Annotated in this window: 18 protein-coding genes and 1 pseudogene; 12 read left to right on the top strand and 7 right to left on the bottom strand. The window is 71.7% G+C overall.

From position 1 onward, the window contains the following. The 6 genes and pseudogenes from IG78_RS51925 to IG78_RS44575 form a co-directional block, all read left to right on the top strand. Window positions 1-184: pseudogene (locus tag IG78_RS51925) on the top strand (transposase); the annotation flags it as partial. Between the two features lie 887 nt (window positions 185-1,071). Continuing rightward, window positions 1,072-1,323, top strand: a complete 252-nt coding sequence (locus tag IG78_RS46905; RefSeq protein WP_078965893.1) for a hypothetical protein — start codon at window positions 1,072-1,074, stop codon at window positions 1,321-1,323. Window positions 1,324-1,369: 46 nt separating this feature from the next. Further along, window positions 1,370-1,663: a hypothetical protein gene (locus IG78_RS0138270; RefSeq protein WP_030573400.1), complete on the top strand. Its 294-nt coding sequence runs from the start codon at window positions 1,370-1,372 to the stop codon at window positions 1,661-1,663. A gap of 48 nt (window positions 1,664-1,711) precedes the next feature. Then, window positions 1,712-3,043 carry a DUF418 domain-containing protein gene (locus tag IG78_RS0138265; protein WP_030573397.1) on the top strand — a complete coding sequence of 444 codons (1,332 nt, stop codon included), beginning with the start codon at window positions 1,712-1,714 and terminating at the stop codon, window positions 3,041-3,043. A 122-nt stretch (window positions 3,044-3,165) separates the two neighbouring features. Then, window positions 3,166-4,641: an FG-GAP-like repeat-containing protein gene (locus IG78_RS0138260; RefSeq protein ID WP_030573393.1), complete on the top strand. Its 1,476-nt coding sequence runs from the start codon at window positions 3,166-3,168 to the stop codon at window positions 4,639-4,641. Between the two features lie 97 nt (window positions 4,642-4,738). Then, window positions 4,739-7,105 carry an FG-GAP repeat domain-containing protein gene (locus IG78_RS44575; protein ID WP_030573390.1) on the top strand — a complete coding sequence of 789 codons (2,367 nt, stop codon included), beginning with the start codon at window positions 4,739-4,741 and terminating at the stop codon, window positions 7,103-7,105. A 58-nt stretch (window positions 7,106-7,163) separates the two neighbouring features. Here the strand turns inward: IG78_RS44575 and IG78_RS0138250 are convergent, their stop codons facing one another. Beyond that, window positions 7,164-7,676: a carboxymuconolactone decarboxylase family protein gene (locus IG78_RS0138250; protein ID WP_030573389.1), complete on the bottom strand. Its 513-nt coding sequence runs from the start codon at window positions 7,674-7,676 to the stop codon at window positions 7,164-7,166. A 26-nt stretch (window positions 7,677-7,702) separates the two neighbouring features. Between IG78_RS0138250 and IG78_RS0138245 the strand changes: the two genes are divergently transcribed. The 3 genes from IG78_RS0138245 (at window position 7,703) to IG78_RS0138235 (ending at window position 9,961) form a co-directional block, all read left to right on the top strand. Further along, complete coding sequence (locus tag IG78_RS0138245) at window positions 7,703-8,248, top strand: MarR family winged helix-turn-helix transcriptional regulator (RefSeq protein WP_078965892.1); 546 nt, start codon at window positions 7,703-7,705, stop codon at window positions 8,246-8,248. Between the two features lie 70 nt (window positions 8,249-8,318). Next, on the top strand, window positions 8,319-8,909 hold the full coding sequence (locus tag IG78_RS0138240; RefSeq protein WP_030573384.1) for a Uma2 family endonuclease: 591 nt from the start codon (window positions 8,319-8,321) through the stop codon (window positions 8,907-8,909). Between the two features lie 59 nt (window positions 8,910-8,968). Then, window positions 8,969-9,961 carry an aldo/keto reductase gene (locus IG78_RS0138235; RefSeq protein WP_030573381.1) on the top strand — a complete coding sequence of 331 codons (993 nt, stop codon included), beginning with the start codon at window positions 8,969-8,971 and terminating at the stop codon, window positions 9,959-9,961. A gap of 152 nt (window positions 9,962-10,113) precedes the next feature. Here IG78_RS0138235 and thpR read toward each other — a convergent pair whose 3' ends face one another. Then, on the bottom strand, window positions 10,114-10,710 hold the full coding sequence (thpR, locus tag IG78_RS0138225; RefSeq protein WP_030573378.1) for an RNA 2',3'-cyclic phosphodiesterase: 597 nt from the start codon (window positions 10,708-10,710) through the stop codon (window positions 10,114-10,116). Window positions 10,711-10,754: 44 nt separating this feature from the next. Here thpR and IG78_RS0138220 point away from each other — a divergent pair, with 44 nt between their 5' ends. Continuing rightward, window positions 10,755-11,315 carry a GNAT family N-acetyltransferase gene (locus tag IG78_RS0138220; protein ID WP_051853412.1) on the top strand — a complete coding sequence of 187 codons (561 nt, stop codon included), beginning with the start codon at window positions 10,755-10,757 and terminating at the stop codon, window positions 11,313-11,315. A gap of 467 nt (window positions 11,316-11,782) precedes the next feature. Here the strand turns inward: IG78_RS0138220 and IG78_RS0138215 are convergent, their stop codons facing one another. The 3 genes from IG78_RS0138215 to IG78_RS0138205 all read right to left on the bottom strand — a co-directional run bounded on the left by IG78_RS0138215 (window position 11,783) and on the right by IG78_RS0138205 (window position 15,413). Then, entirely contained in the window at window positions 11,783-13,165 is a 1,383-nt protein-coding gene (locus IG78_RS0138215; RefSeq protein WP_030573372.1) for an MFS transporter, read from the bottom strand. An 82-nt stretch (window positions 13,166-13,247) separates the two neighbouring features. After that, entirely contained in the window at window positions 13,248-13,685 is a 438-nt protein-coding gene (locus tag IG78_RS0138210; RefSeq protein WP_030573369.1) for a MarR family winged helix-turn-helix transcriptional regulator, read from the bottom strand. Window positions 13,686-13,967: 282 nt separating this feature from the next. After that, complete coding sequence (locus IG78_RS0138205; RefSeq protein WP_030573366.1) at window positions 13,968-15,413, bottom strand: NCS2 family permease; 1,446 nt, start codon at window positions 15,411-15,413, stop codon at window positions 13,968-13,970. Between the two features lie 225 nt (window positions 15,414-15,638). Between IG78_RS0138205 and IG78_RS0138200 the strand changes: the two genes are divergently transcribed. Both IG78_RS0138200 and IG78_RS0138195 read left to right on the top strand, forming a co-directional pair. After that, complete coding sequence (locus tag IG78_RS0138200; RefSeq protein WP_030573363.1) at window positions 15,639-15,920, top strand: DUF2530 domain-containing protein; 282 nt, start codon at window positions 15,639-15,641, stop codon at window positions 15,918-15,920. 81 nt (window positions 15,921-16,001) lie between these two features. After that, the gene (locus tag IG78_RS0138195) at window positions 16,002-18,404 is read left to right on the top strand and encodes an HAD-IC family P-type ATPase (protein ID WP_030573360.1); all 2,403 of its coding nucleotides are present in this window, start codon (window positions 16,002-16,004) and stop codon (window positions 18,402-18,404) included. 46 nt (window positions 18,405-18,450) lie between these two features. Here the strand turns inward: IG78_RS0138195 and IG78_RS0138190 are convergent, their stop codons facing one another. Both IG78_RS0138190 and IG78_RS0138185 read right to left on the bottom strand, forming a co-directional pair. Beyond that, window positions 18,451-19,233 carry a DUF5707 domain-containing protein gene (locus tag IG78_RS0138190; protein WP_030573357.1) on the bottom strand — a complete coding sequence of 261 codons (783 nt, stop codon included), beginning with the start codon at window positions 19,231-19,233 and terminating at the stop codon, window positions 18,451-18,453. A 230-nt stretch (window positions 19,234-19,463) separates the two neighbouring features. Next, window positions 19,464-22,751 (bottom strand): hypothetical protein, encoded by a 3,288-nt coding sequence (locus IG78_RS0138185; RefSeq protein WP_030573354.1) that lies wholly within the window; start codon window positions 22,749-22,751, stop codon window positions 19,464-19,466. Between the last annotated feature and the right edge of the window lie 300 nt (window positions 22,752-23,051).

Genomic DNA, 23,051 nt, shown 5'->3' with positions numbered 1-23,051 from the left:
TGGCCTACCTCCTGGACGGCCTGCCCGTCGAGGTGCTGGGACGGATGCGTGCGGACCGTGTCATGCGACGGCCGACACCCTCACTCAAGGAGTACGCCCCGTCCTATCCCAGGGCGGGCGACCGCCGAAGCACAGCAAGGAGTTCCGCTTCGCCAGGCCCGATACCTGGGGCGAGCCGGACGCGTCTGAGAACCTGCGAAATATGGCGCGGGGGCGCAGTTGCCCTCGGAACGTCGGCGCTGCCCCCCCCGGCGCGGGTCCGGCCGCACTGCGCGTACCGCGTTTCTTGCTCGGATCGCGGTCCGTGAACTCCTGACGCCTGCCTGCTGGACAGACGCCTGTCTGCTGGACAGCGTGTGTCATGACGTGGATTCGCTGAGCCGTCTGTTTCTGCGAGCAGGGCAACGATGCCCGAAGCGGGGCCCGGCAGGAAAGTCGTGATTCCGCTGAGTGGAACACCCGGCCCACTGTGTCCCATACACGACGGCCGGTGGCGGGTTCGTCCCTATGACCGAGTGACCGAGTGACCGACCGATGGCCAGCATCCCGCACCTCGGCGATCCGGTCCGAGCTGCCTGAGCCAGCTCGCCGCGAAGGGGTGGTCACCCGGCCAGTCTCCGCATGATCTTGTCCCTGACCTGCGGTTTGCACCACTCATCAGCCGGAATGAACAAGATGCAGGCACAGCCTCGCTTCACGAAGCACGCCTGCGGCGGAATAGTGCGGCACACCCCGTTCAGGATCGGGCTTGTCATGCGACCCGAGGCCGTGACCGCACCGGCCACACGTCCTCTTCAACTTCGCCCGCACCAACTCGATCTCAGCACCCATACCCGCCCCTCTCGACAGACCCGTTCCCTGAGCCAACGCTCTCAGGAGCCAAAGGCAACCGCTAAGCCGCCATCGCACTGGACCCACCCTCCACAGGCAACCCGTCAGCGACGTTCAAAGACGGGTTCTCATCTCCTGGCCGCACACGGCGGAGGTCCACTCGGACCCGGAGTTGCCCGCCGCGCTGACGCGGGACCATGACGCGGACTACGGGCGGGTGCCTGACCCCAGGGAGGACGCGTGACACCGCCACGCGGTCACCGTGCCGCGCCTCCGGCGCCGGAGGGCCAGTGGGAGGTCCGCTTCGCGGACGCCGCTGCGGCGAAGGGCTGGGAAGGCCGGCGGCTGCTGCACCCCGGCGTGACGGCGCCCCGCTCGCCGGGGGTGGCCGGGGCTCGCCGGGTGCAGGGGATCGGCGCGAGTGGCGGCACGCCTGGCGTGCGGGCGGCCACCCGCGCGGGGTGGCGCTTGTCGCCGCAGCCGTCGACCTGACGCGGGCGGGCCGGTGTCGCCGAGGCAGCCGTACGGCCGATGGCCGATGGCGGCGGTCCCCAAGAACCCCCGCCAGGCCGCGAACAGCCTCGGCGTCCTGCTCGTCCGCAGCGACCGCAGGGACCGCAGCGACCGCGTGGAAGAAGCCGGACCGTACTGCCGCCACGCCCACGAAGCAGGCAACCCCGTTGCCAGGCGCAACCTCGCCCGACTCCTGCGCAGGCTCAGCCGCGACGCGGAGGCCGAGGCGCTTCCCGGTCAGGCCGCCGCGTCCGGGTCCCGCCGGGCTGAACGTCCCCCCTTCCTCGCCTCGATCTATCCTTTGGGCAGTCCCCGATAGCCGATCGGTTGATGCCCACCCCCGGGTGGGGTTCCTAGCGTTGAAGGCATGACGGTCGAAGCCGGCGTCAACCGGCAACCCCAGGCAGAGGCGCCCCGCCAGAAACCCCGCCCGACAGGGGTCCGCGCCGCCGAGCGCGCCCTCGCGCCGGACCTCGGGCGGGGGCTGATGCTGCTGTTCATCGCGATGTCGAACACGGCCTTCCACCTGTGGAACTCCGAGTACGGCCCCTCGGGCTGGCAGCCGGTGAACGGGAACTGGCTGGACCACACGGTGCAGTTCGCGATGGTCGTGGGCCTGGACCTGCGCATATACCCCCTGTTCGCCTTCCTGTTCGGCTACGGCATGATGCAGCTCTACCTGCGCCAGACCGCCACCGGCGAGCGCGAGCGTGAGGGCAAGAACGCGAGCGAGGGCAAGAACGCGGGCGAGCGCACGGCGGTGCGGCTGCTGCGCAGGCGCAGCCTCTGGATGATCGTCATAGGCTTCGCGCACGCCACCCTCCTGATGGCGGGCGACATCGTCGGCTTCTACGGGCTGATCAGCTTGATCCTCGGCTGGCTGTTCCTGCGGCGCAGCGACCGCGCCCTGAACTGGTGGATAGGGATAGCGACCACGACGCTCGTGGTCCTGTCCGCCCAGCCGGTCCTCACGACAGTGCTGACCGGCGGCGACCTCGGGTCGATGGGGGACGCGAGCGCGGAACCGAGCAGCGAGGCGTACGGAGCGGACGAGGAGAGCTGGCTCGCGGCGGCGGGCACACGCATGACCACGAGCCTGTTCCTGATGGGCGTCGCGGCGCCACTGGTCCTGGTCTCCGGCGGCTTCGTGATCTTCCTGGTCGGGTACTGGGCGGCGAGGCGCCGCATCCTGGAGGAACCGGGCAGCCACCTGAAGCTGCTGCGCCGCACGGCCGTCATAGGGACAGCGACCGGCTGGCTGGGCGCCCTGCCCGCGGCCTTGGCGCACGTCGGCGCGCTCGACGTACCGGCGGACGCGCAGAGCGAGTCGGGCCCACTGTTCACGCTGCGCGACGTCACGGGCAACGCGGCCGGTCTCGGGTACATCGCCGCCGTCGCCCTGTTCGCCCACTGGTGGACCCGGCGCCCGCACCGCCGTGGCGAAAAGGCGGTCACGGCGGTGTCCGCCGTCGGCAAACGCTCCCTGTCCTGCTACCTCACGCACTCCCTCCTCTTCGCACCCCTCCTCGCGGCCTGGGGCCTGGGCCTCGGCGAGCATCTGACCAGCGCGAGCATGGTCCTCGTGGCGTTGGCGGTGTGGCTGGTGACGGTCGCGGGCGCGTACGCCCTGGAACTGAGGGGCAAGCGCGGTCCCGCCGAGGCGCTGCTGCGGCACCTCATGTACGCGAAAAGAACATGAGCGCTTCCGACCGATTGCGCTTATCATCTGGCTGAATTTGAACTTTTGATCTGTGGTGGATTTCCCGGGCGCCCGGCTCCCGGGCGGGCCGGGGGGCCGCCGATGGAAGTGGGGGGAACCACATGCGCCGCAGAGCGCTCACCACGGCCGCCGTCTGCGCGGCCACCCTCGTCGGTACGACAGGACTGGCACCCGCCGCCCTGGCGTCACCGGCGGCACCCGCAGCACCCGCAGCACCCGCAGCACCCGCAGCACCCAAGGCCGGCACGAAGGCGGACAAGGGTGCCGACTTCAACGGCGACGGCTTCCAGGACCTCGCGGTCGGCGCGCACACGGCGACGGTCGGCGACGTCAAGCGCGCCGGTGTCGTGACCGTCGCGTACGGCTCGGCCACGGGCCTGAGGTACGAGACGTCGAAGATCCTCAGCAAGGACACCCCGGGCGTGCCCGGTGACCCCGAGGCGGACGGGAAGTGGCGCGAGGTCCGGGCCACCGGCGACCTGGACGGCGACGGCTACGACGACCTGCTGATGAACTACCTCCAGAAGAACATGGTCCTGTGGGGCAGCAAGGACGGCATCACCGGCGAGGGCACCACCCTCCCGGAAGGTGACTACACCGCGAGCTCGCCGAAGCTGCTCGGCGGCGGCATGGACGTGGGGGACATCAACGGCGACAGCGTCGCCGACATCGTCACCCGCGCCCACCACGGCAAGTACGGCGTCTCCGCCCTGCTCGGCCCGCTCGACCGCACCTCGGGCAAACCCGCCCGGATATGGAACCGCGACACCGCCGAGAAGGACAACCTGCTCACCGGTACGGTGTACGTGGCCGACCTGACGGGCGACGGCATCGACGACGTCGCGGTCAGCGGCGGCATCGTCCTCGGCAACGGCACACCGGGCGGAGTGATCCTGAAGGGCTCCGCCACGGGCTGGGTCAAGGGAGCCAAGTACGGGGCCCCGTACCGCTACGAGGACAACCTGCCCCGGGCCTCCGGCGACCTGAACAAGGACGGCTACGAGGACCTCGGCACCGGCTACCCCAAGCAGAGCAAGGTCTATGTGAACTACGGCGGCCCCACCGGCGTCGGCACCACCCTGAAGTCCCGCGTCTACACCCAGGCCGACGAGGGCGTGCCCGGCGTGGAGGAGGCCGGTGACCAGTTCGGCTCGGCCGTGGCCATCGGCGACACCGACCGGGACGGGTACGCGGACCTGGTCATAGGCGCCTCGTACGAGACGGGTTCCGACGCCGCCACCACTTCGAGGTCCGGCGCGATCACGGTCCTGCGCGGCAGCGCCGACGGCATCACCACGACCGGCGCGAAGTCGTTCACGCAGAACAGCCGCTCCATACCGAGCACATCCGAGAACAACGACCACTTCGGTGCCTCGGCGGCCCTGGTCACCACGGGTCAGGACGGCGCCACGGACCTCTACGTCGGCGGCAACGGCGAGGACGGCTACAAGGGCCGCGTCTGGAAGCTCGCCACCGGCGCCTCCGGTGTGACGGGCGAGGGCGCCACCAGCTTCCACCTGGGCACGGTCGGCGGCCCTACCGGGGGCGGCAACTTCGGTTACCGCATGGTCGGTTGAGCCGCTGAACACCACTCGTGACGGACGGTCCCGCCGCCCGGCGGGACCGTCCACCCGTCCCTTTCACCACCGCTCAAGCCCGGGGGGGCTCTCCCGCATGACCACCAACCACGCCGGACCGGCAGCCGACACCCGTTCCAGACCGGCAGCCGCCACCCACGCCGGACCGGCAGCCGACGGCGCCCAGAGGCCGGGGGGCGGCCGTTCCCGGCAGGCCCGCACCCTCCTGGGGAGCGCGCTCGCCTCCGTGCTCGCCCTCGGCGTCGCCGCACCGCACGCCCAGGCGGCCACGCCGAACGCGCCTACCGCGCCCGCCCCGCCGACCAAGGCGCCCGCGGCCGCCACCGCCGTCCCGACCGGCCTCGGCCCCTGGACCGCGCCGAAGGAGCTGCCGGGCGTCACCGGCGTCGCCGACCTGAAGGCGACGAGCGGCGGCACCGTCGTGGGCCTGTTCACGCAGGACGGCAAGGCCGTGCTCGCGGTGCGTCCCGCGGACGCCACCGCCTGGCAGCCCGCCACACCCGTGCCCGCGCCCGGCGCGGCCCTCCATCGCACCGACGACGGCGCCGTCTCGCTGCTGTGGTGGACGGACCCGGCGGACGACGGCACGCGGACCCTGAAGGCGTCCCGACTCGCCCCGGACGGCACCGTGTTCGGGCCCGCCGAGGACATCACGACCGGCACCCTCGCGGGCGACTGGGCCCACCCGCGCACGCCCCGCACCACGCTCGCCGCCAACGCCGCGGGCCACCGTGCCGTCGCGTGGATGGACAAGGAGCACCGTCTGACCGTCGTCGAGCGGAGCGGCCCGAGCGGTTCCTGGTCCGCGCCGAAGACGCTCGACCGGCTCCCCGACCCCATCGTCCGCGACGACAACGTCTACCACTACACGCTCTGGGACCTGCGCCTCGCGGTCGACAAGGCGGGCACCGTCGGCGTGCTCTGGGGCGGCAACAGCTACTACACGGGCGACGGCGTGGACCCGGACCCGACCGCGTACAAGTGGCACTACAAGTACGTCGAGAAGTCCGCGGACTCGTCCACGGAGTCGGCCGGGCAGTCGGCCGCGGGGCGCACCGCCGCGTGGACCGAGCCCGGCGATCTGCCGCAGCTCGGCGAGAAGCCGAAGCTGGTCGCGTTCGCCGCCCACCCGCAGGGCGGCTTCCACCTGCTCGCGGGCGGCGCCTACGCCCGCAAGGCGGCAGGGGCGGCGGCCTGGGGCCAGGCCGAGCAGACCGGCGTCGGTGCGTCGGCGTACGCGCCCGCCGACCTCCTCACGGCACCGAACGGCGACGTCACGGCGGTCGGCATGACGGGTCCCGGGACCGCGGGCACGGCCGTCCGCCGGGCGAAGGAAGGCAGTTGGGGCGGCGCCCGCAAGCTCGCCTCGTACGTCGACGCCGACTCGCTGGGCGCGGCGGCCACCGCGGACGGCACGGTCGTCGTCACGTACACGCAGAAGCGCTTCGAAGCGAGCCGCACCGTCCGCAAGGACTTCGTGGCGCAGACCGTCCGTGGCGGCGACCCGGCCAAGCCGCGCACGCTCAGCGCGCGGGTGCAGGACACCTGGAGCACGGGCCGCGCGGCCGTCGACGCCAAGGGCCGCCCGGTGGCGGCGTGGACGCAGGCGGACCCGGCCGTCGGCGGCGGTCCGGGCACGTCGTACACCGCGACCACCGGCACCCGTGCGAAGCCGAAGTGGCACGACTACGCCGACGACACCCGCGGGGACATCGTGGGCCTGTCGTCGAGCGACTCGATGAAGCTGTACACGGGCGACGCGTCGAACCCCACCGTGACCTTCTCCGCCGCTCCCTGGGACGAGAAGACGCGCGTCGTCCCCTTCGGCGACTTCGACGGCGACCGCTCCAACGACCTGGTCGTGCGACTGCCCGGCGGCGAGGCCCGGCTGTACACACCGGTCCCCGGTGGCATTCCGACGCCCGACTCGCCGTACAAGCGGCTGGCCCGCGACTGGAGCCGCTACGACACGCTGTTCGCGAGCGGCGACCAGACCGGCGACGGCCGCCCCGACCTGCTGGCCCGCGACAAGGCCTCCGGGGACGTGTATCTGTACGCGCACGACGGCGCCGACGGCTTCAAGGCGCGCGTGAAAGTGCGCTCCGCCTGGACCGGTTACACCCGGGTCGTCGGCGCGGGCGACCTGAACGGCGACGGCACCGGGGACGTGCTGGCCCTGGACAAGTCCGGTGAGCTGTGGCGCTACGACGGCCTGCGCACCGGCAGGTTCAAGGACCGCGTGCCCGTCTTCAAGGACTGGGGCGCCTCCTACAAGGACGTCATCGGCGCCGGTGACGTGAACGGCGACGGCAAGCACGACCTGCTCTCCCGGGACACCGGGGGCCGCCTGTGGCTCAACCCGGGCAAGGGCAACGGCACGTTCGCCGACCGGACCGCCTTCGGTGCCGCGGCGTACTGGAAGGAGTGGGCCTCCCTGAGCTGACCGGGGCCGCCGGGCGGGGGCGGGGACCTGGACGGAGGCGCCGGGGCGGGGCGGCGGTTCAGACCGCCCCCGTCAGCCGGTTCGCGAGCGTGGACAGCGTGTACGTACCGATGCCCATGACGACCTCCAGGGCGTTGCGCTCCGTGAAACCGTGGTCCAGGAAGGCCCGCACGTCGGCGTCCTCGACCCCGCCCGCGCACACGATCACCCGGACGGCGAACTTCCGCACGGCTTCCAGCCGTTCGCGCTCCTCGGGCAGCTCCCGTCCCTCCCGGAGCGCGGCCACGAGGCCGTCGTCGGCGCCGAGCTTGCGCAGCTTGGCGGTGTGCAGTTCGACGCACACATGGCACTCGTTGCGCACGGCGACGGTCATGACGACGGTCTCGCGGGCCAGCGGGTCCAGTGTCGTGCGCTCGAACTTCTGGCTCAGCTCCAGGAAACCGGTGAGCAGTTCCGGCGACTCGGCGAGCCGCGCGACCGCGTCCGGCAACACCCCGAAGGCACGGGCGACACCCTCCATGGCGGCACGGGACGCCTCGGGCGCGGACTCGACTGTGTGGGCGGCGAACATTCCGGGCGACCCCTAAAATAGACAACATGGTTGACGACATGAAGGTAAACCAGGTTGTCGAAAAGGGGAAGGGGGACGTGGAAGGCCGCGCGCGGAGGCAGGAGCGTCAGGACACTCCCGGCTATGAGCTGCCCCTCCTCCTCTTCGCCGGTTTCCGCACCCTCATCGACCGCCTGCACGCCGAACTCGCCCGCCAGGGCCACCCGGACATGCGCCCGGCACACGGCTTCGCGATGCAGGCCGTCGGGGCCGCGGGGGCGAGCGCCAGCGAGGTCGGGCGGCGCCTCGGCGTCACCAAGCAGGCGGCGGGCAAGACGGTCGACCGCCTCGTCGCCCTCGGATACGCCGAGCGCGCCGACGACCCGGCCGACGCCCGCCGCAAACTCGTCCGCCTCACCCCCCGCGGCCTCGACGCCCTGACCCGCTCGGCGGCGATCTTCGACGCCCTGCGCGCGGAGTGGGCCCGGGAGCTGGGCCCGGACCGTGTCCGCGCCCTGGAGTCCGACCTGCGCGCGGTCGTGCCCGCGGAGTTCTTCCGCCTCGACGCGGCGGGGTGGCTGGGCGGGGCGTGACCCGGCATCCGTCCTATCGTTGTACTGCGCGGCCGCAGAAATCGATCGGTGGCCGGGGAGGAGCGCCACAGTGACTGTTCTCGAAGACAGGACCGAGATGGCCGAGATCACCAATGAGCAGGCCCTGGACGCGATGTTCGAGGCGCTTGAGCAGGAGCCCTTCCTCGAGGGATACAAGACCGAGATCATCGAGGGGGCCGTCCACATGACGCCGCAGAGGGACGTGCATTGGATGATCATCCGCAAGCTCCTGCATGCCCTGGAGGACAGGTTCGGCAGAGACGTACGGGTGCTGTCGGATGTACGCATCGACTTCCCCGGCTACCGCAACGGCCTCTGCCCCGATGTCGCCAAGCCGCGTTACGACGCCGAGCGCGAAGGCGAGGAGCGCTGGCGCCCCGAGGACATCGAGTTCGTCGCCGAGGTGATCTCCAAGTCGACCGCCGCCAACGACTACGGGCCCAAGAAGGACCTGTACGCCAAGGCCCGCATCCCCGTCTATGTGATCGCCGACCCGTACCAAGGCCGGGTGCACATCTACACCCAGCCCAAGCAGGGCGAGTACCACGTCGAGACGAAAGCCGACTTCGGCACGGAGATCGACCTCACCCACACCCCCCTGGGGCTCACTCTCGACACCACGGACTTTCCTCGCGGCTGACCCCACCAGCCCCTCACACCCCCTTGCCTAGAGCCCACTCCACCCCCTTGGCTGATCCCATGAGGTACACGCAGCTTGGACGCACAGGAGTCAGGGTCAGCCGCCTCACCCTCGGCACGATGAACTTCGGGCCGCACACGGGAGAGGCGGAGAGTCACGGGATCATGGATGCCGCGCTCGACGCGGGAATCAACTTCTTCGACACCTCGAACACCTACGGCGCGCCCGAGAAGAAGGGCCGCACCGAGGAAATCATCGGGACCTGGTTCGCACAGGGTGGTGAACGCCGCGACAAGGTCGTGCTCGCCACCAAGGTGTACGGCAACATGTCGCCGCACGGCACGGCGCCCTGGCCCAACCACGACAAGCTCTCGGCCGTGAACATCCGCCGCTCGGTGGAGGCCTCCCTGAGGCGTCTCCAGACCGACTACATCGACGTCTACCAGTTCCACCACATCGACCGGAACACTCCCTTCGAGGAGATCTGGCAGGCGGTGGACGTCCTGGTCCAGCAGGGCAAGATCCTGTACGCGGGCTCCAGCAACTTCCCCGGCTACAAGATCGCCCAGGCCAATGAGGTGGCCGCCCGCCGCGGCAGCTTCGGCCTGGTCACCGAGCAGTGCCTGTACAACCTCGCGGAGCGCCGCGCCGAGATGGAGGTCCTGCCCGCCGCGCGGGAGTACGGCCTCGGCGTGATCCCCTGGTCCCCGCTGAACGGCGGGCTGCTCGGCGGCGTCCTGAAGAAGGAGGTCGAGGGCGGCCGGCGCGCCACGGGACGGTCGGCGTCCGCGCTCGCCGACCCCGCGACACGCGCCCAGGTCCAGGCGTACGAGGACCTGCTCGACAAGCACGGCCTCGAACCCGGCGAGACCGCCCTGGCCTGGCTGCTCGCCCGCCCCGGCGTCACCGGACCGATCGTGGGCCCGCGCACCGCGGACCAGCTCGCGTCGGCCGTGCGCGCCGTCGACCTGAAGCTCAGCAAGGACGTCCTGCTGTCGCTCGACGAGATCTTCCCGGGGCCGGGGCCCTCCCCGGAGGCCTTCGCCTGGTAGCCGCGGGCAGGCGGCGTACGACGCTCGTGCGCGCGGGCGGCGGCGGTCTCGGCTACTTCCCGAGCGCCGCCGTCAGCGCCACGACGACGAACATCAGCATGAGCACACCGGCCATGATCCGGTTCCTGGTCCTTGGGTCCACGGCATCGAGGTTAACCGGCCCCGGCCGCGTCCCCGTCGGCGCCTCCCAGCGGCCACCGGCCGACGACCTCGTACCGGGGCCGCTCCCCCGGCACCCCGCTCCTCGGCAGGTTGCTGCGGACCAGGGCGAGATCGGCCACCGTCCAGGGGGTGCCGTCGAACGCGCCGAGCGCCTCGACGTACGGGCCGAGGTCCGTATCGTCCCGCGACCGCGCGAGCGTCAGATGCGGGCGGTAGGCGCGGTGCTCCTCCATCGTGACGCCCGCCTTCCTGGCGGCCGCCCCGGCCCGGCCCGCCAGGATCCTCAGCTCGGACACCGCGCCGCCCGCCCCCACCCACAGCGCCCGGCCGCCGAAGTGGCCGCCGCCGCGCAGCGAGAGCCGGAACGGCGCCGTGCGGCGTGCCGCCCGCTCCAGGCGCACGGTCAGGTCCGGCACCGCGCCGTCGGGGACCTCGGCCATGAACGCCAGCGTGAAGTGCCAGTTCGCGCGGTCCGTCCAGCGCACCGCGTCCGCGTCCACTCCCCTGAGGGTGCGCAACGCGGCCGCGAAACCCGCCAGTTCGTCCGCGATCGGGTCCGGGGGCAGCACCGCCGCAAAGAGTCTCATGCGACCAGCCTGCCTCCTCGCCCCGCCTCCATTAGCCTGCCCCCATGGACGACTTGGATCACGCCGGGGGCCGGGCCTGCGAACCCGCGGACGCAGACATACGCATCCGCGCGGCAGGTCCCGCCGACGTTCCCGCCTTCCTCGGCATCCTCGACAGTGCCGTCGGCTGGCTGGTCTCCCAGGGGCGCACGGGGCAGTGGGGTACGAGGCCGCTGTCGGAGAGTCCGCGGACCGTGGAGTTGGTCGAGAAGTACGCGGCCGTCGGTTCGCCGTGGGTCGCGGAGGTGGGCGGGGCCCCGGCGGGCATGCTCCTCCTCACCGATGAGCCGTCCTCGTACGTACCCGCCGTCGGGGAGCCGGAGCGGTACGTCCACTTCCTGGCGGCGGATCCTCGCTTCGCGGGGCGCGGTGTGGGGCGCGCGCTCCTCGCTCGCGCCGCCGCCGAGACTCGTGCCGCGGGGGTGTCTCTGCTTCGCGTCGACTGCTACGCGGGGGGTGACGGGAAGCTGGTCGCGTACTACGAGAGCAACGGGTTCACCCGGGCCCTGGCCTTCACGGAGAAGGACGGGACGTGGCCCGGCCAGGTGCTTGAGCGCAGGGTCTGACCCTGGGCAGGGGGCGGCGCCCGGGGTAGGGCGGAGCCCCGGGGTAGGGCGGAGCCCCGGGGTAGGGCGGAACCCCGGGGGGCGGTTGCGCCTCGCGGCACGCCCCAACCCCGCCCCTTCCCGATCCTGGGGCTCCGCCCCAGACCCCGCTCCTCAAACGCCGGAGGGGCTGAATTCTCCGCCCCCGACCTGAAGCCGCCCCGTCAGGGGCTGAATTTTCCACCCCCGACCTGAAGCCGCCCCGTCAGGGGCTGAATATTTCGCACGCCGACCTGAAGCGGCGCCCCGACAGGGACTGAATATTTCGCCGCCGACCTGAAGCGGCGCCCCGCCAGGGGCTGAATTTGCCCCGTCAGGGGCGGACGTGCCCCGTCAGGGGCGCGGGGAACTGCGCGAGCAACCCCCGCCTACCCGCGGCCGGGCAGAGACAGGAAGCCCCCACCCGAATCGCCGAGCCGACGGCAACGTCACGCCACGGAGGCCAGGTCCCGGTCAGGGACAGGCTCCGGCTCCCGCTCGCGGGGCACGAACCGCACATGCTGCCGCCCCCGGCGAAGATCCACCCGCAGCCGAAGATTCGCGGCGCGGGCCAGCATCAGGCCGACACCCAGCGAGGCCAGGGCAACGATCGCCCCGCCGAGGGCGAAGCTGACCCGGACGCCATAGGCGTCGGTGAGCCAGCCGAAGAGGGGCCCGCCGAACGGAGTACCGCCCACGAAGACCATCATGAACAGGCTCATCACCCGCCCCCGCATCTCGGGGTCGGTAGCCATCTGCACGGAGGAGTTGGCCGTGACGTTGACGGTCAGACCGATCGCGCTGACGGGCACGAGCAGCGCCGCGAACACATACACGTTGGGCACCGCGGCGACCGCGACGAGGAGGACGCCGAAGAGCCCCGCCGCGCCCGCGAGCATCCGCAGCCGCGAGGACCGCCGCCGCGCGGCGAGCAGCGCGCCGATCAGCGAACCGGCCGCCATCAGCGTGGTGAACGCCGCGTACAGGCCGGAGCCGCCGTGGAAGACCTCGTCCGCGTACGCGCTCAGCCAGATCGGGAAGTTGAAGCCGAACGTGCCGATGAAACCGATGAGCACGATCGGCCAGATCAGCTCGGGGTGCCGGGAGACGTAGTTGAGGCCCTCGCGCAACTGGCCCTTGCCGCCGCGCGGCGCGAGCGGCGTACGGGTCAGCTCGCCGGTGCGTATCAGCGCGAGGCCCACCAGGGGCGCGACGAACGACAGGCCGTTGGCGAGGAACGCCCAGCCGGGGCCGACCGCGGCGGTGACGATGCCCGCGACGGCGGGGCCGATCAGGCGCGCGGACTGGAAGTTCGCGGAGTTCAGGGAGACGGCGTTGCGGACCTGGTCGGGGCCGACGAGTTCGGACACGAAGGACTGCCGGGTGGGGTTGTCGACGACGGTCACCAGGCCGGTGAAGAACGCCGTGACGTAGACGTGCCAGACCTCCACATGACCGGAGAGCGTCATCGCGGCCAGGAACAGGCCGCCGAGGCCCATGGCTCCCTGGGTGACGAAGAGCAGGTTCCGCTTGGCGAAGCGGTCGGCGATGACGCCGCCGTACAGGCCGAAGAGCAGCATCGGCAGGAACTGCATCGCGGTGGTGACACCGACGGCGGCGGAGGATCCGGTGATGCTGAGCACCAGCCAGTCCTGGGTGATGCGGGCCATCCAGGTGCCGGTGTTGGAGACGACGGCTCCGGCGGCGAAGAGCCGGTAGTTCCGGATCTTCAGGGAGCTGAACATCGTGGTTCGAGCAGTTTTGGGAGGACGGACGGTCTTGTCGAGGGTGGTTGGTGCGGGGGCGGAGTCTGCTCCGGGTCCCGTACTCAAAAGCGGTCGCCTCCTTGGCGTGGCGGGCGGGTGGCCGGGGGTGGACCCGTTGCGGGCCCGCCCCCGGTAAGGGCGGGGGGTGTCAGAGGTGTGCCAGCTTCTCCAGGACCGGCGCGGCAGCGCGCAGCCGCTTCCACTCGTCCTCGTCGAGGTCCGCGGCCAGGCCGGCGAGCCAGGCGTTCCGCTTGCGGCGGCTCTCTTCGAGCATCGCCTCGGCCCTTTCCGTCTGGGTCACCACCTTCTGGCGGCGGTCCTCCGGGTGCGGCTCAAGCCTGACCAGGCCCTTCGCCTCCAGGAGCGCGACGATGCGGGTCATCGACGGCGGCTGCACATGCTCCTTGCGGGCGAGCTCGCCCGGGGTGGCACTGCCGCAGCGGGCGAGGGTGCCGAGCACCGACATTTCGGTGGGGCTCAGCGACTCGTCGACCCTTTGGTGCTTGAGTCGACGGGACAGGCGCATCACGGCGGAGCGCAGCGAGTTCACGGCGGCAGCATTGTCGCCATGGGAGAGGTCCGGCATGTATTTAGCTTAAGTCATTACTCTAGCTAAAGACCACTCGGTATCGCGTCCCGGCGCCCGACCTGCCCGTGATGTGGCACACAGGACCCATTCGTCACTCGTACGAGCGAATGCGGCCCGGAAAGCGGAGCGTCCCCCGGAAGAGGGCGGCGACCTCTCGGTGCGGCCCTGTCCCGGGGGACGTGGAAGGACAGGCTGATGACGCTCAGCCCACGGCGGGCGGCTGGATCTCAGCTCGCGGCGAAGCCAGGGCTCAGCCCACGGCTCAGCCCACGGCGGCGGCTACGTGAGTCCCAGCCCCGGCATCAGGTAGTAGAAGGCGAACACCGCCGACACCGCGTACATCGCCACCGGCACCTCGCGGCCCCGTCCGGCCGCGAGCCGCAGCACGGTGAAGGTGATGAAGCCCATGCCGATGCCGTTGGTGATCGAGTACGTGAACGGCATCATCAGCATCGTCACGAACGCCGGGATCGCGATCGTGTAGTCGCTCCAGTCGATCTGCCCGATGGAGCCGGACAGGATCAGGAAGCCGACCGCGAGCAGCGCGGGTGTGGCCGCCTGCGAGGGCACCATGGTGGCGAGCGGCGTGAGGAAGAGCGCCACGGCGAAGAGTCCGCCGGTGACGACGTTCGCGAAACCGGTCCGCGCGCCCTCGCCGACGCCCGCGGTGGACTCCACGAAGCAGGTGGTGGCGGAGGAGGACGAGGCGCCGCCGGCGGCGACCGCGATGCCGTCGACGAACAGGACCTTGTTCATGCCGGGCATGTTGCCCTTGTCGTCGGTCAGGTGGGCCTCGTCGCCGACGCCCATGATCGTGCCCATCGCGTCGAAGAAGCACGAGAGCAGCACGGTGAAGACGAAGAGGACGCCGGTGAGGACGCCGACCTTCTCGAAGCCGCCGAACAGGCTGATCTCGCCGATCAGCCCGAAGTCGGGCGTCGAGACCGGGTTGCCGGGCCACTCGGGCGTGGTCAGGCCCCAGGACGGCACGTCCGCGAGCGCGTGGATGATCATGGCGACCACGGTCATCACGACGATCGAGAGCAGGATCGCGCCCGGCACCTTGCGCACCAGGAGCGCGAGGGTGAGCAGGACGCCGAGCACGAAGACGAGGACCGGCCAGCCGTTGAGGTGTCCGTCGCCGCCGAGCTGGAGCGGCACGGTGGTGTGGGCGGCGTCCGGGATGCGCGAGACGAAACCGGCGTCGACGAGGCCGATCAGCATGATGAAGAGGCCGATGCCGATCGCGATGCCCTTGCGCAGACCGAGCGGCACGGCGCTCATGACGCGCTCCCGCAGCCCGGTGGCGACGAGCAGCATCACCACGAAGCCCGCGAGCACCACCATGCCCATGGCGTCCGGCCAGGACATGCGCGGCGCGAGCTGGAGGGCCACCACGGTGTTCACGCCGAGGCCCGCGGCCAGGGCGATCGGCACGTTGCCGATGACGCCCATGAGCAGCGTGGTGAACGCGGCGGTCAGGACGGTGGCGGTGACGAGCTGCTTGTTGTCGAGCTGATGGCCGTACATGTCCTTGGCGCTGCCGAGGATGATCGGGTTCAGGACGACGATGTAGGCCATGGCGAAGAAGGTGGCGAAGCCGCCACGGATCTCCCTGGCCAGGGTCGAGCCCCGCTCCGTGATCTTGAAGAAGCCGTCCAGGCCTCCCTGCGGGGAGTTGGACGGCTGCTTGGCGTCGACCGGCGTGGGGGCCGAGGGGGACATGCGAGACCTCATGACCTCTTGGAACGGTGTGGATGACTTCTACGGAACGGAACAGGCCGAGTGTGAACGAATTTGTAACTTCATACGAAAGCAACCGGCCATTAAGAAGCCGTTTCAGTATGAATACATGAGTGAGAAATGGCCATCTCCGCGCGTAGAGCCTTGTGGCACAAGGGGAGCTGGAGCCCGGGCGGGGCCCGTGACCGCCCCGACTAAGCTGGTCGCATGGCGAAGTGGACCCCCAAGCACGAGGCGCCGGAGCCCCTGGAGGGCCCCGTCGTCGCCACCATCACCGGCGGCACGATCCTCTGGTTCGCCCTCTTCCTCGTCCAGTTGCCGTTCTATGGCTGGTTCGACGACCGGGACCTCACCTGGTGGGTGTGGACGTGCCTCGCGGGCGGCGGCCTCGGGCTCATCGGCATCCGGTACGTCCGGGGGCGCGACGCGGCCATGAAGCGGGCCGCCGCCGAGGTGTCTGGTACCCAGGCAGTACGGCGTACGACCTGAGGGCACATCCCGTCCTACCGAGGTCGGATCTTTCCCCTACTCGGGGGGTGGCGGCCACTTTCCCCCCGTACCGTCGATGCCATGACGCATATCGACGCGGGCGCCGAGCTGGACCCGGTCCACCCGGTGGCGCCCCCTACGGGACGAGCCACCGGTCTCACGGCGGCGGAGGTCGCCGAGCGGGTCGCCCGCGGCGAGGTCAACGACGTACCCGTCCGCAGCAGCCGCTCCACATCGGAGATCGTCCGGGGCAACGTCTTCACGCGCTTCAACGCGATCATCGGCGTGCTCTGGGTGATCATGCTGTTCGTCGCGCCGATCCAGGACAGCCTCTTCGGCTTCGTGATCGTCGCCAACACCGGCATCGGCATCATCCAGGAGCTGCGGGCCAAGAAGACCCTCGACGGTCTCGCGGTGATCGGCGAGGCCAAGCCCACCGTGCGGCGCGACGGCGTGGCCGCGGAGATCTCCACCTCCGAGATCGTCCTCGGTGACCTGGTGGAGCTCGGCCCGGGCGACAAGATCCCGGTGGACGGCGAGACGGTCGAGGCCGACAGCCTGGAAGTCGACGAGTCCCTGCTCACCGGCGAGGCCGACCCGGTCCTGAAGAAGCCGGGCGACAAGCTGATGTCGGGCTCGTTCGTGGTGGCGGGCGGCGGCGCGTTCACGGCGACGAAGGTGGGCCGGGAGGCGTACGCGGCGCAGCTCGCGGAGGAGGCGAGCCGCTTCACGCTCGTCCACTCCGAGCTGCGCTCGGGCATCTCCACGATCCTGAAGTACGTGACGTGGCTGATGATCCCGACCTCGATCGGCCTGATCATCTCCCAGCTCGTCGTCAAGGACGACAACTTCAAGGAGTCGATCGCCTACACGGTCGGCGGCATCGTCCCCATGATCCCCGAGGGTCTCGTCCTGCTGACCTCCGTGGCCTTCGCGATCGGCGTGATCCGGCTCGGCCGCAAGCAGTGCCTGGTGCAGGAGCTGCCCGCCATCGAGGGCCTGGCCCGCGTCGACACGGTCTGCCTGGACAAGACGGGCACGCTCACCGAGGGCGGCATGGACGTCACGGAGCTGCGTCCGCTGAACGGTGCGGACGAGGCGTACGTACGCAAGGTCCTCGGCGCGCTCGGCGAGTCCGACCCGCGCCCCAACGCGTCCCTCCAGGCGATCATCGACGCCTACCCCGACAGCGAGGAGTGGCGCTGCACCCAGGCGCTGCCGTTCTCCTCCGCCCGCAAGTACAGCGGGGCGAGCTTCAGCGAGGGCGACGGCGAGAGCTCGACGTGGCTGCTCGGCGCGCCGGACGTGCTGCTTCCGTCCGGTGACCCGGCCCTCGACGAGATCGAGCAGCTCAACCACGACGGCCTGCGCGTCCTGCTCCTGGCCCGCGCGGCCGGCGACCTCGACTCCCCCGAGGTCGCCCGGGACGCCCATGCGACCGCCCTGGTCGTCCTGGAGCAGCGCCTGCGCCCCGACGCCGCCGACACCCTGCGGTACTTCGAGGAGCAGAACGTCCAGGCGAAGGTCATCTCCGGCGACAACGCGGTGTCCGTGGGCGCGGTCGCGGGCAAGCTCGGCCTGCCCGGCGCGGCGAACACGGTGGACGCGCGGCGACTGCCCGCGGACCAGGCCGAGATGGCCGAGGAGCTGGACGCCAACTCCGTCTTCGGCCGGGTCACGCCCCAGCAGAAGCGGGACATGGTCGGCGCCCTGCAGTCCAAGGGCCACACGGTCGCGATGACCGGCGACGGCGTGAACGACGTCCTTGCCCTGAAGGACGCGGACATCGGCGTCTCGATGGGCTCGGGCTCGGAGGCGACGCGCGCGGTGGCGCAGATCGTCCTTCTGAACAACAGCTTCGCGACGCTGCCGTCGGTGGTGGCGGAGGGCCGCCGCGTCATCGGCAACATCACGCGCGTGGCGACGCTCTTCCTCGTGAAGACGGTCTACTCGGTGGTCATCGCCCTGCTGGTGGTCTGCTCGCAGGTGGAGTACCTCTTCCTGCCCCGCCATCTGACGCTGCTGTCGACCCTCACGATCGGCGTCCCGGCGTTCTTCCTCGCGCTCGCGCCCAACAAGGAGCGGGCCAAGCCCCACTTCGTCCGAAGGGTCATGCGGTACGCGCTTCCTGGCGGCATCATCGCGGCCCTCGCCACGTTCGCGACGTACCTCCTGGCCCGGCACCACTACACCGGCGAGGGCGCACGAGAGGCCGAGACCAGCGCGGCGACGCTGGCCCTGTTCCTGGTGTCGCTGTGGGTCCTTGCGATCATCGCCCGCCCCTACACCTGGTGGCGTGTCGGCCTGGTCGCCGCGATGGGCCTCGGCTTCCTTCTCGTCCTCGTCGTCCCCTGGCTCCAGGACTTCTTCGCCCTGAAGCTGGTGGGGACGACGATGCCGTGGGCGGCGGTCGCGATCGCCGCGGTCGCCTCAGCGCTGATCGAGTTCGCCTTCCGCTGGGTGGACCGCCGCTTCACCGCCTAGACCCGGCCCCTGGGCCCCGGACCGCCCCGGGTGGACGCCGCCGCCGTCAGCGCACGTCGACGGCGTCACCCGAGGACGTCACGGCGGGCGTCGTGGAGGTCCCCGCGAAGACGTACCGGAAGGTGCCGTCGACGGAGGCCTTCACCGTGGTCTTCAGGTTGCCCCTGGTGTCGGACCTCACCGTCTTGACGGTGGTGTAGGCCGAGGCACCCTTCTTCTTGAACTGGAGTTGCACGGCCTGCTGGGTGTAGCCCGCGTACTTGTACGTGTCCCAGTTGGCGCGCGTGAGAGCGCCCGCCACGGTGATGGTCCTGCCCTTCTTCACCGGCTCCGGGGAGGCGTTGACGGAGAGCTTCGCGGCGCGCTTGACGCTGACGGTCCTGTACGTCTCCTTCACGGCGTGGTCCTCGGCGCTGCCCTTGGCGAGGAGTCCGGCAAGCACCTTCCACTTGCCCGCGCTGCGGTTCGCGAGGGTCTCGCGCGGGGAGGCCTCGAAGGAGAGCTCGCACGTCCCGGTGGTCGCGTCGACCGCGGTGCACTTGGCCTCGTCGATCGGGGCGAGGGCGCCCGTAAGGAGTTCAGGATCGAACTTCGTGCCGCGCCACAGCATGGCGATGCCGTCCTTTATGCCCTTGGGGTCGGTGCCCGTGACGGTGACGGTGAACCGCTTGGTGGACGTGCCGACCACCAGGTCCTTGCCGCCGTTGACGACGACGTTCGTGATCCTGGTGTCGCCCTGCACCGAGTCGGCGGCCTGCGCGGCCGGGACGGCGAAGGCGGACAGGGCTACGGCGCCGGAGACGGCGGCCACGGTGGCACGGATGCGCATGGTGTTTTCCCCATGTGGAGAAGGGGGCCCCGCGGCGCTGACGACCGCACACGAGGCCCCGATGATCTAGGAGTCTGTTGACTCGGCAGATCAGACCCCTAGCCATGGCCAGGGGTTGTACGCGCTGTATAAGTTTTGCGCCAGGTTGTTTCAGGCCCCGATCCAGAACTCGTTACGGGACCCGTCCCCAGGACACGACACTTGCAAGACTCGCCACCGGACCCCGCCCTCTAGTCGAACCAGCGGTCCCTGGCCAGCTCCTCCGTGCGTGACGGGTCCTCCAGGAGCGCCGCCACCTCGAAGCGCCGCGGCCACTGGCGGGCCGCCCAGGCGAGGCCCGCGGCGACGCCCTCCAGGGTGGCCGCGTGCACGACGCCGTCGGCGGTGCGCCGCCACTCCAGGTCGACGCCGTCGACGAGCAGTTCGTCGTACTCGCGGTACGTGGCCGGGGTCGCGGGCCCGAGCAGCACCCTGACCGACTCCGGCACCTCGTGCTCGACGCCGTCCCCCGACCCGATGGCGTCCGCCGCGGGGAACCGTTCACTCAGGCGCCGCACCTGGAACAGCTCGGCCAGATCCGCCGCCCGCGACGGGGCGACGGGAAGCAGCGGCAGACCGGCGGCGAACGGCAGCAGGTCCGGGGCGTCGGCGACGACGGCGTCCGCGGCGTCCACGACGACGACCTCGCCGTCCACGACGGCCCGCACGTCGTCCGGCAGCGTCACCTGGTCCGGGTCAAGGTCCGCGAGCGCCCCGTACAGGGCGTGCAACTGCGCCGCGGAAACGGTCCGCTCTGGCTCCGCGAGCCGGTCGAGCAGCTCCGCCGCGCCGCCCGGCTCCGCGAGCAGCGAGTCCACGGTGGTGCGCACGCCGAGCGCCCGCAGCACCTGCTCGTCCTCGAACCCGGTCGCGTCGGCGTCGTCGTAGAGCCCGTCGAGCAGCGGATCCCCGCCCGCGGCCCGCAGCCCCGCGGGCCGCCGCCCGCCGATGACCGGGTGCCCGCGCAGCCACCAGGCCGTGTAGGACCGCACGCTCTGCGTCGTACCGTCCGGAAGCAGCACCCGCACCGGGTGGACGAGCGCGTCGCGCAGCGGCGGCCGGGAGAGCATCGCCAGGACCCGCGGCCAGTGCGCGTCGTCGACGAGATCGAGGTCGCGTACGGCCACCAGCTCCGTCGCGACCGGCGGCACCGGCGTGTCCGGCAGTTGGTCGAGCACGTCCTCGCACCACACGTCGACGGCGTCGAGCAGCCCCGCGTCGTCGGGCTCGGCGAAGTCGGAGTCACGCGGTTCGAGGTCGTCCGGGTCGAGGACGACATCGGTGGCGCGGACCAGGGCGAAGGAAGCGAGCACCCCGCACGCCGCGAGCGGCTGCTCCCCCCACCGCCCGGCAAGCTCCGCGTCCACCTCTGCCAGCTCCCCCTCCCGCATGACCTGCGCGAAGGGGCTGCCGGGCAGCACCAGTTCACCGGCGGGCGCAAGCTCCCCGTCCTCGTCGGGCAACGCGAGGGCACCGAGCCAGGGCTCGTCTCCGGGGGCGAGCTCCGCGTCGCGTACGAGGGCCAGGACGACGTCGGCGAGGTCGTCGGCGCCGAGCCCGCCCACCCCCGCGTCGGCGTCCCCGTACCAACTGTCGTCGTCATCGAGGGAGGCGGCGACCGCGGCCCGCACCTGCGGGGTCGTCAGGACGGCGCGGGGCGTGGCGGGCAGGGCGCCCAGCTTCTCCAGGAGCGGGTGGGCGGCGTCGGCGTGCGCGACCTTGAGACCGAGGCGGGCCAAGGCCTCGGGGGCGGCGCCGCCGGTCTCGCCGGGCGCGGGCAGCAGGACCTGGCGGGGCCCGATGGTGGTCCGCCCGTTCGCCAGGGGCACCGGCAGGCCCGAGAGCCGGTCGGGGTCGACGCCCGCGAGGGTGTCGTAGAGCCGCCGCCACCAGGCCGGTTCGCGCTCAAGACCGGCGAGCCTGTCGATGGCGTCGGTCAGCGGGACACGGGCGACGCCGAGCGTACGCAGCTCGCCGCGCCGTTCGAGGCCTGCGGGCAGCAGGCTGGGCAGTACCTCGGCGAGCACGCGCACGGTGTCCGCGCCCGCGCCCTCGACGACTTCGGCGTCACGGGGGCGCAGGGCCACCGGTGTCTCGGCGTCGGGCCAGTCGTGGGGGTCGGTGGCGGCGTCCGTGCCGGTGACGGTGGCGGTGCCGGTGCCGGTCGCGGCGGGCGGGACAGCGGGCGGCAGGAACTCGGTGCGCGGCAGTCGGTCGAGGACGGCCTGGCGCAGCGCCCCGTCGAGCTCGCTCCTGCCGAGCGGGCCCGGTACGAGACCGATGATGTCCTCGCCCACCGGGCGCCACCCGGCGAGGAGTTCGGCGTACGCGTCCGCCGCCCGCTGCACCAGGAAGTCCGTGAGCGGTCCCGGCGCGGCGTGCCGGCGGCTGGTGTCCAGCGGGAAGGAGGCGATGAGCAGCGCGGGTACGCCGAGGGGCTCGTCGCTGGGGGTCGGCGCGTGCAGGACCGCGGTGGTGCGGGGGCGCTCCGGGGCGCCGTCGGGCCCGGCGGGCACGGCCCAGGTGAGGTGCCAGTACGGGCGCTGCCGCTCCTCGACGGGCCGGTCCGCGAGCAGCTCGGCGGCCAGCACGCCCTGGTCGCTGACGGTGCGCCAGCGGGTGGTGCCGTCGCGGCTGTCGTCGACGACGGTGTACGGGCCTTCGGCGGACCGGCGCAGGGTGCGGGGCTCGGCGCCCGGGACGGTGACGGTGACCTCGTCGAGGCCGGGCAGCGCGAGCAGCAGCGCGTCGTCGACTCCGTCGAGGAGGCGGGCCACCAGGTCCTCCGCCGCGGCGTCGCGCAGCGGCAGGATGACGACGGTGTCGTACCCCTGCGGAGCGGTGCCTTCCGCTGCCAGCGGGAGACGCAGCAGCGGTACGTGGCCCTCCCTGCGGCGGATCTCGTCGCCGAGGCCCGGGCTGAAGCGGGCCGTTTCGGCGGCGAGTTCGCGGGCCTCCGCGAGGGACCAGCGGACGCCGCCGGTGCGGCCGACGACCGCGGGTTCGTCGCAGACGGCGAGTACGGCGGCGAAGCCCACGCCGAAGCGGCCTGTCGTCCGCCTTGCGGCGGGGTCCCCTTGGTGCGGCTTGTCCTGACCGGCCGGGGCGTGGTCGGGGCGGGCCCGGTCGAGGCGGTCGTCGCGGTCCTCGCGCTTCGCGGAGGCCCGCAGGGTGGAGAGGGATTCGACGCCCGTCGCGTCGATCGGGGCGCCGGTGTTGGCGGCGGCGAGAGTGCCGTCCCGGAGGGTGAGGGCCAGGCGGCCCGGTACGCCGGCGCGGGCGGCGGCGTCGGAGGCGTTCTGGGCGAGTTCGACGACCAGGCGGTCGCGGTAGCCGCCGAGCGCGAGGTCTTCCTCGGCGTTGGCGTCCTCCCGGAACCGGGCCGGGCTCGCCGCCCACGTCTCCAGGACGGAGCGGCGCAGGCGGGCGGTGCCGAACGGGTCGCTCCCCTCGGCGGCCGGCCGCACGGACTTGCTCACGGTGCTCGGTCTCCCTCTGCCTGCGCCGCGGGGCCTGCGGCTGCGGTCGGTGGCGGTGGTGGTGGGTCGGGGGCCGACGGTACCGCGTCCCGGCGGTGGGTGGACCGCCGGTGCCGTCCCGCTCCCCGTCCCCGGGTACCGGGAACTCCGGGTGGGCCCCGGCGACCGGCTCCCGCCGCGCTACCGCGCGCCGGGCTCCCCACCCACCCACCCGTGACCGCCCGCATCGGGCATCAGGAACCTCGGGTGCGACCCGGTGGCCGGTTTCCGCCGCGCTACCGCGCGACGTATCTCCCACCC

Source organism: Streptomyces aureocirculatus (genome assembly GCF_000720475.1).
GTDB classification, from domain to species: domain Bacteria; phylum Actinomycetota; class Actinomycetes; order Streptomycetales; family Streptomycetaceae; genus Streptomyces; species Streptomyces aureocirculatus.
Note: the sequence above shows the minus strand (reverse complement) of the source record. Positions and strands in the feature narration are given on the sequence as shown.

Coding starts and splice junctions, on each gene's coding strand:
- IG78_RS0138270 (WP_030573400.1), top strand. CDS start 1,370: ATGGCGGCGGTCCCCAAGAACCCCCGCCAGGCCGCGAACAGCCTCGGC.
- IG78_RS0138220 (WP_051853412.1), top strand. CDS start 10,755: ATGGACGACTTGGATCACGCCGGGGGCCGGGCCTGCGAACCCGCGGAC.
- IG78_RS0138245 (WP_078965892.1), top strand. CDS start 7,703: ATGGTTGACGACATGAAGGTAAACCAGGTTGTCGAAAAGGGGAAGGGG.
- IG78_RS0138265 (WP_030573397.1), top strand. CDS start 1,712: ATGACGGTCGAAGCCGGCGTCAACCGGCAACCCCAGGCAGAGGCGCCC.
- IG78_RS0138200 (WP_030573363.1), top strand. CDS start 15,639: ATGGCGAAGTGGACCCCCAAGCACGAGGCGCCGGAGCCCCTGGAGGGC.
- IG78_RS44575 (WP_030573390.1), top strand. CDS start 4,739: ATGACCACCAACCACGCCGGACCGGCAGCCGACACCCGTTCCAGACCG.
- IG78_RS0138235 (WP_030573381.1), top strand. CDS start 8,969: ATGAGGTACACGCAGCTTGGACGCACAGGAGTCAGGGTCAGCCGCCTC.
- IG78_RS0138260 (WP_030573393.1), top strand. CDS start 3,166: ATGCGCCGCAGAGCGCTCACCACGGCCGCCGTCTGCGCGGCCACCCTC.
- IG78_RS0138210 (WP_030573369.1), bottom strand. CDS start 13,685: ATGCCGGACCTCTCCCATGGCGACAATGCTGCCGCCGTGAACTCGCTG.
- IG78_RS0138195 (WP_030573360.1), top strand. CDS start 16,002: ATGACGCATATCGACGCGGGCGCCGAGCTGGACCCGGTCCACCCGGTG.
- IG78_RS0138250 (WP_030573389.1), bottom strand. CDS start 7,676: ATGTTCGCCGCCCACACAGTCGAGTCCGCGCCCGAGGCGTCCCGTGCC.
- IG78_RS0138205 (WP_030573366.1), bottom strand. CDS start 15,413: ATGTCCCCCTCGGCCCCCACGCCGGTCGACGCCAAGCAGCCGTCCAAC.
- thpR (WP_030573378.1), bottom strand. CDS start 10,710: ATGAGACTCTTTGCGGCGGTGCTGCCCCCGGACCCGATCGCGGACGAA.
- IG78_RS0138190 (WP_030573357.1), bottom strand. CDS start 19,233: ATGCGCATCCGTGCCACCGTGGCCGCCGTCTCCGGCGCCGTAGCCCTG.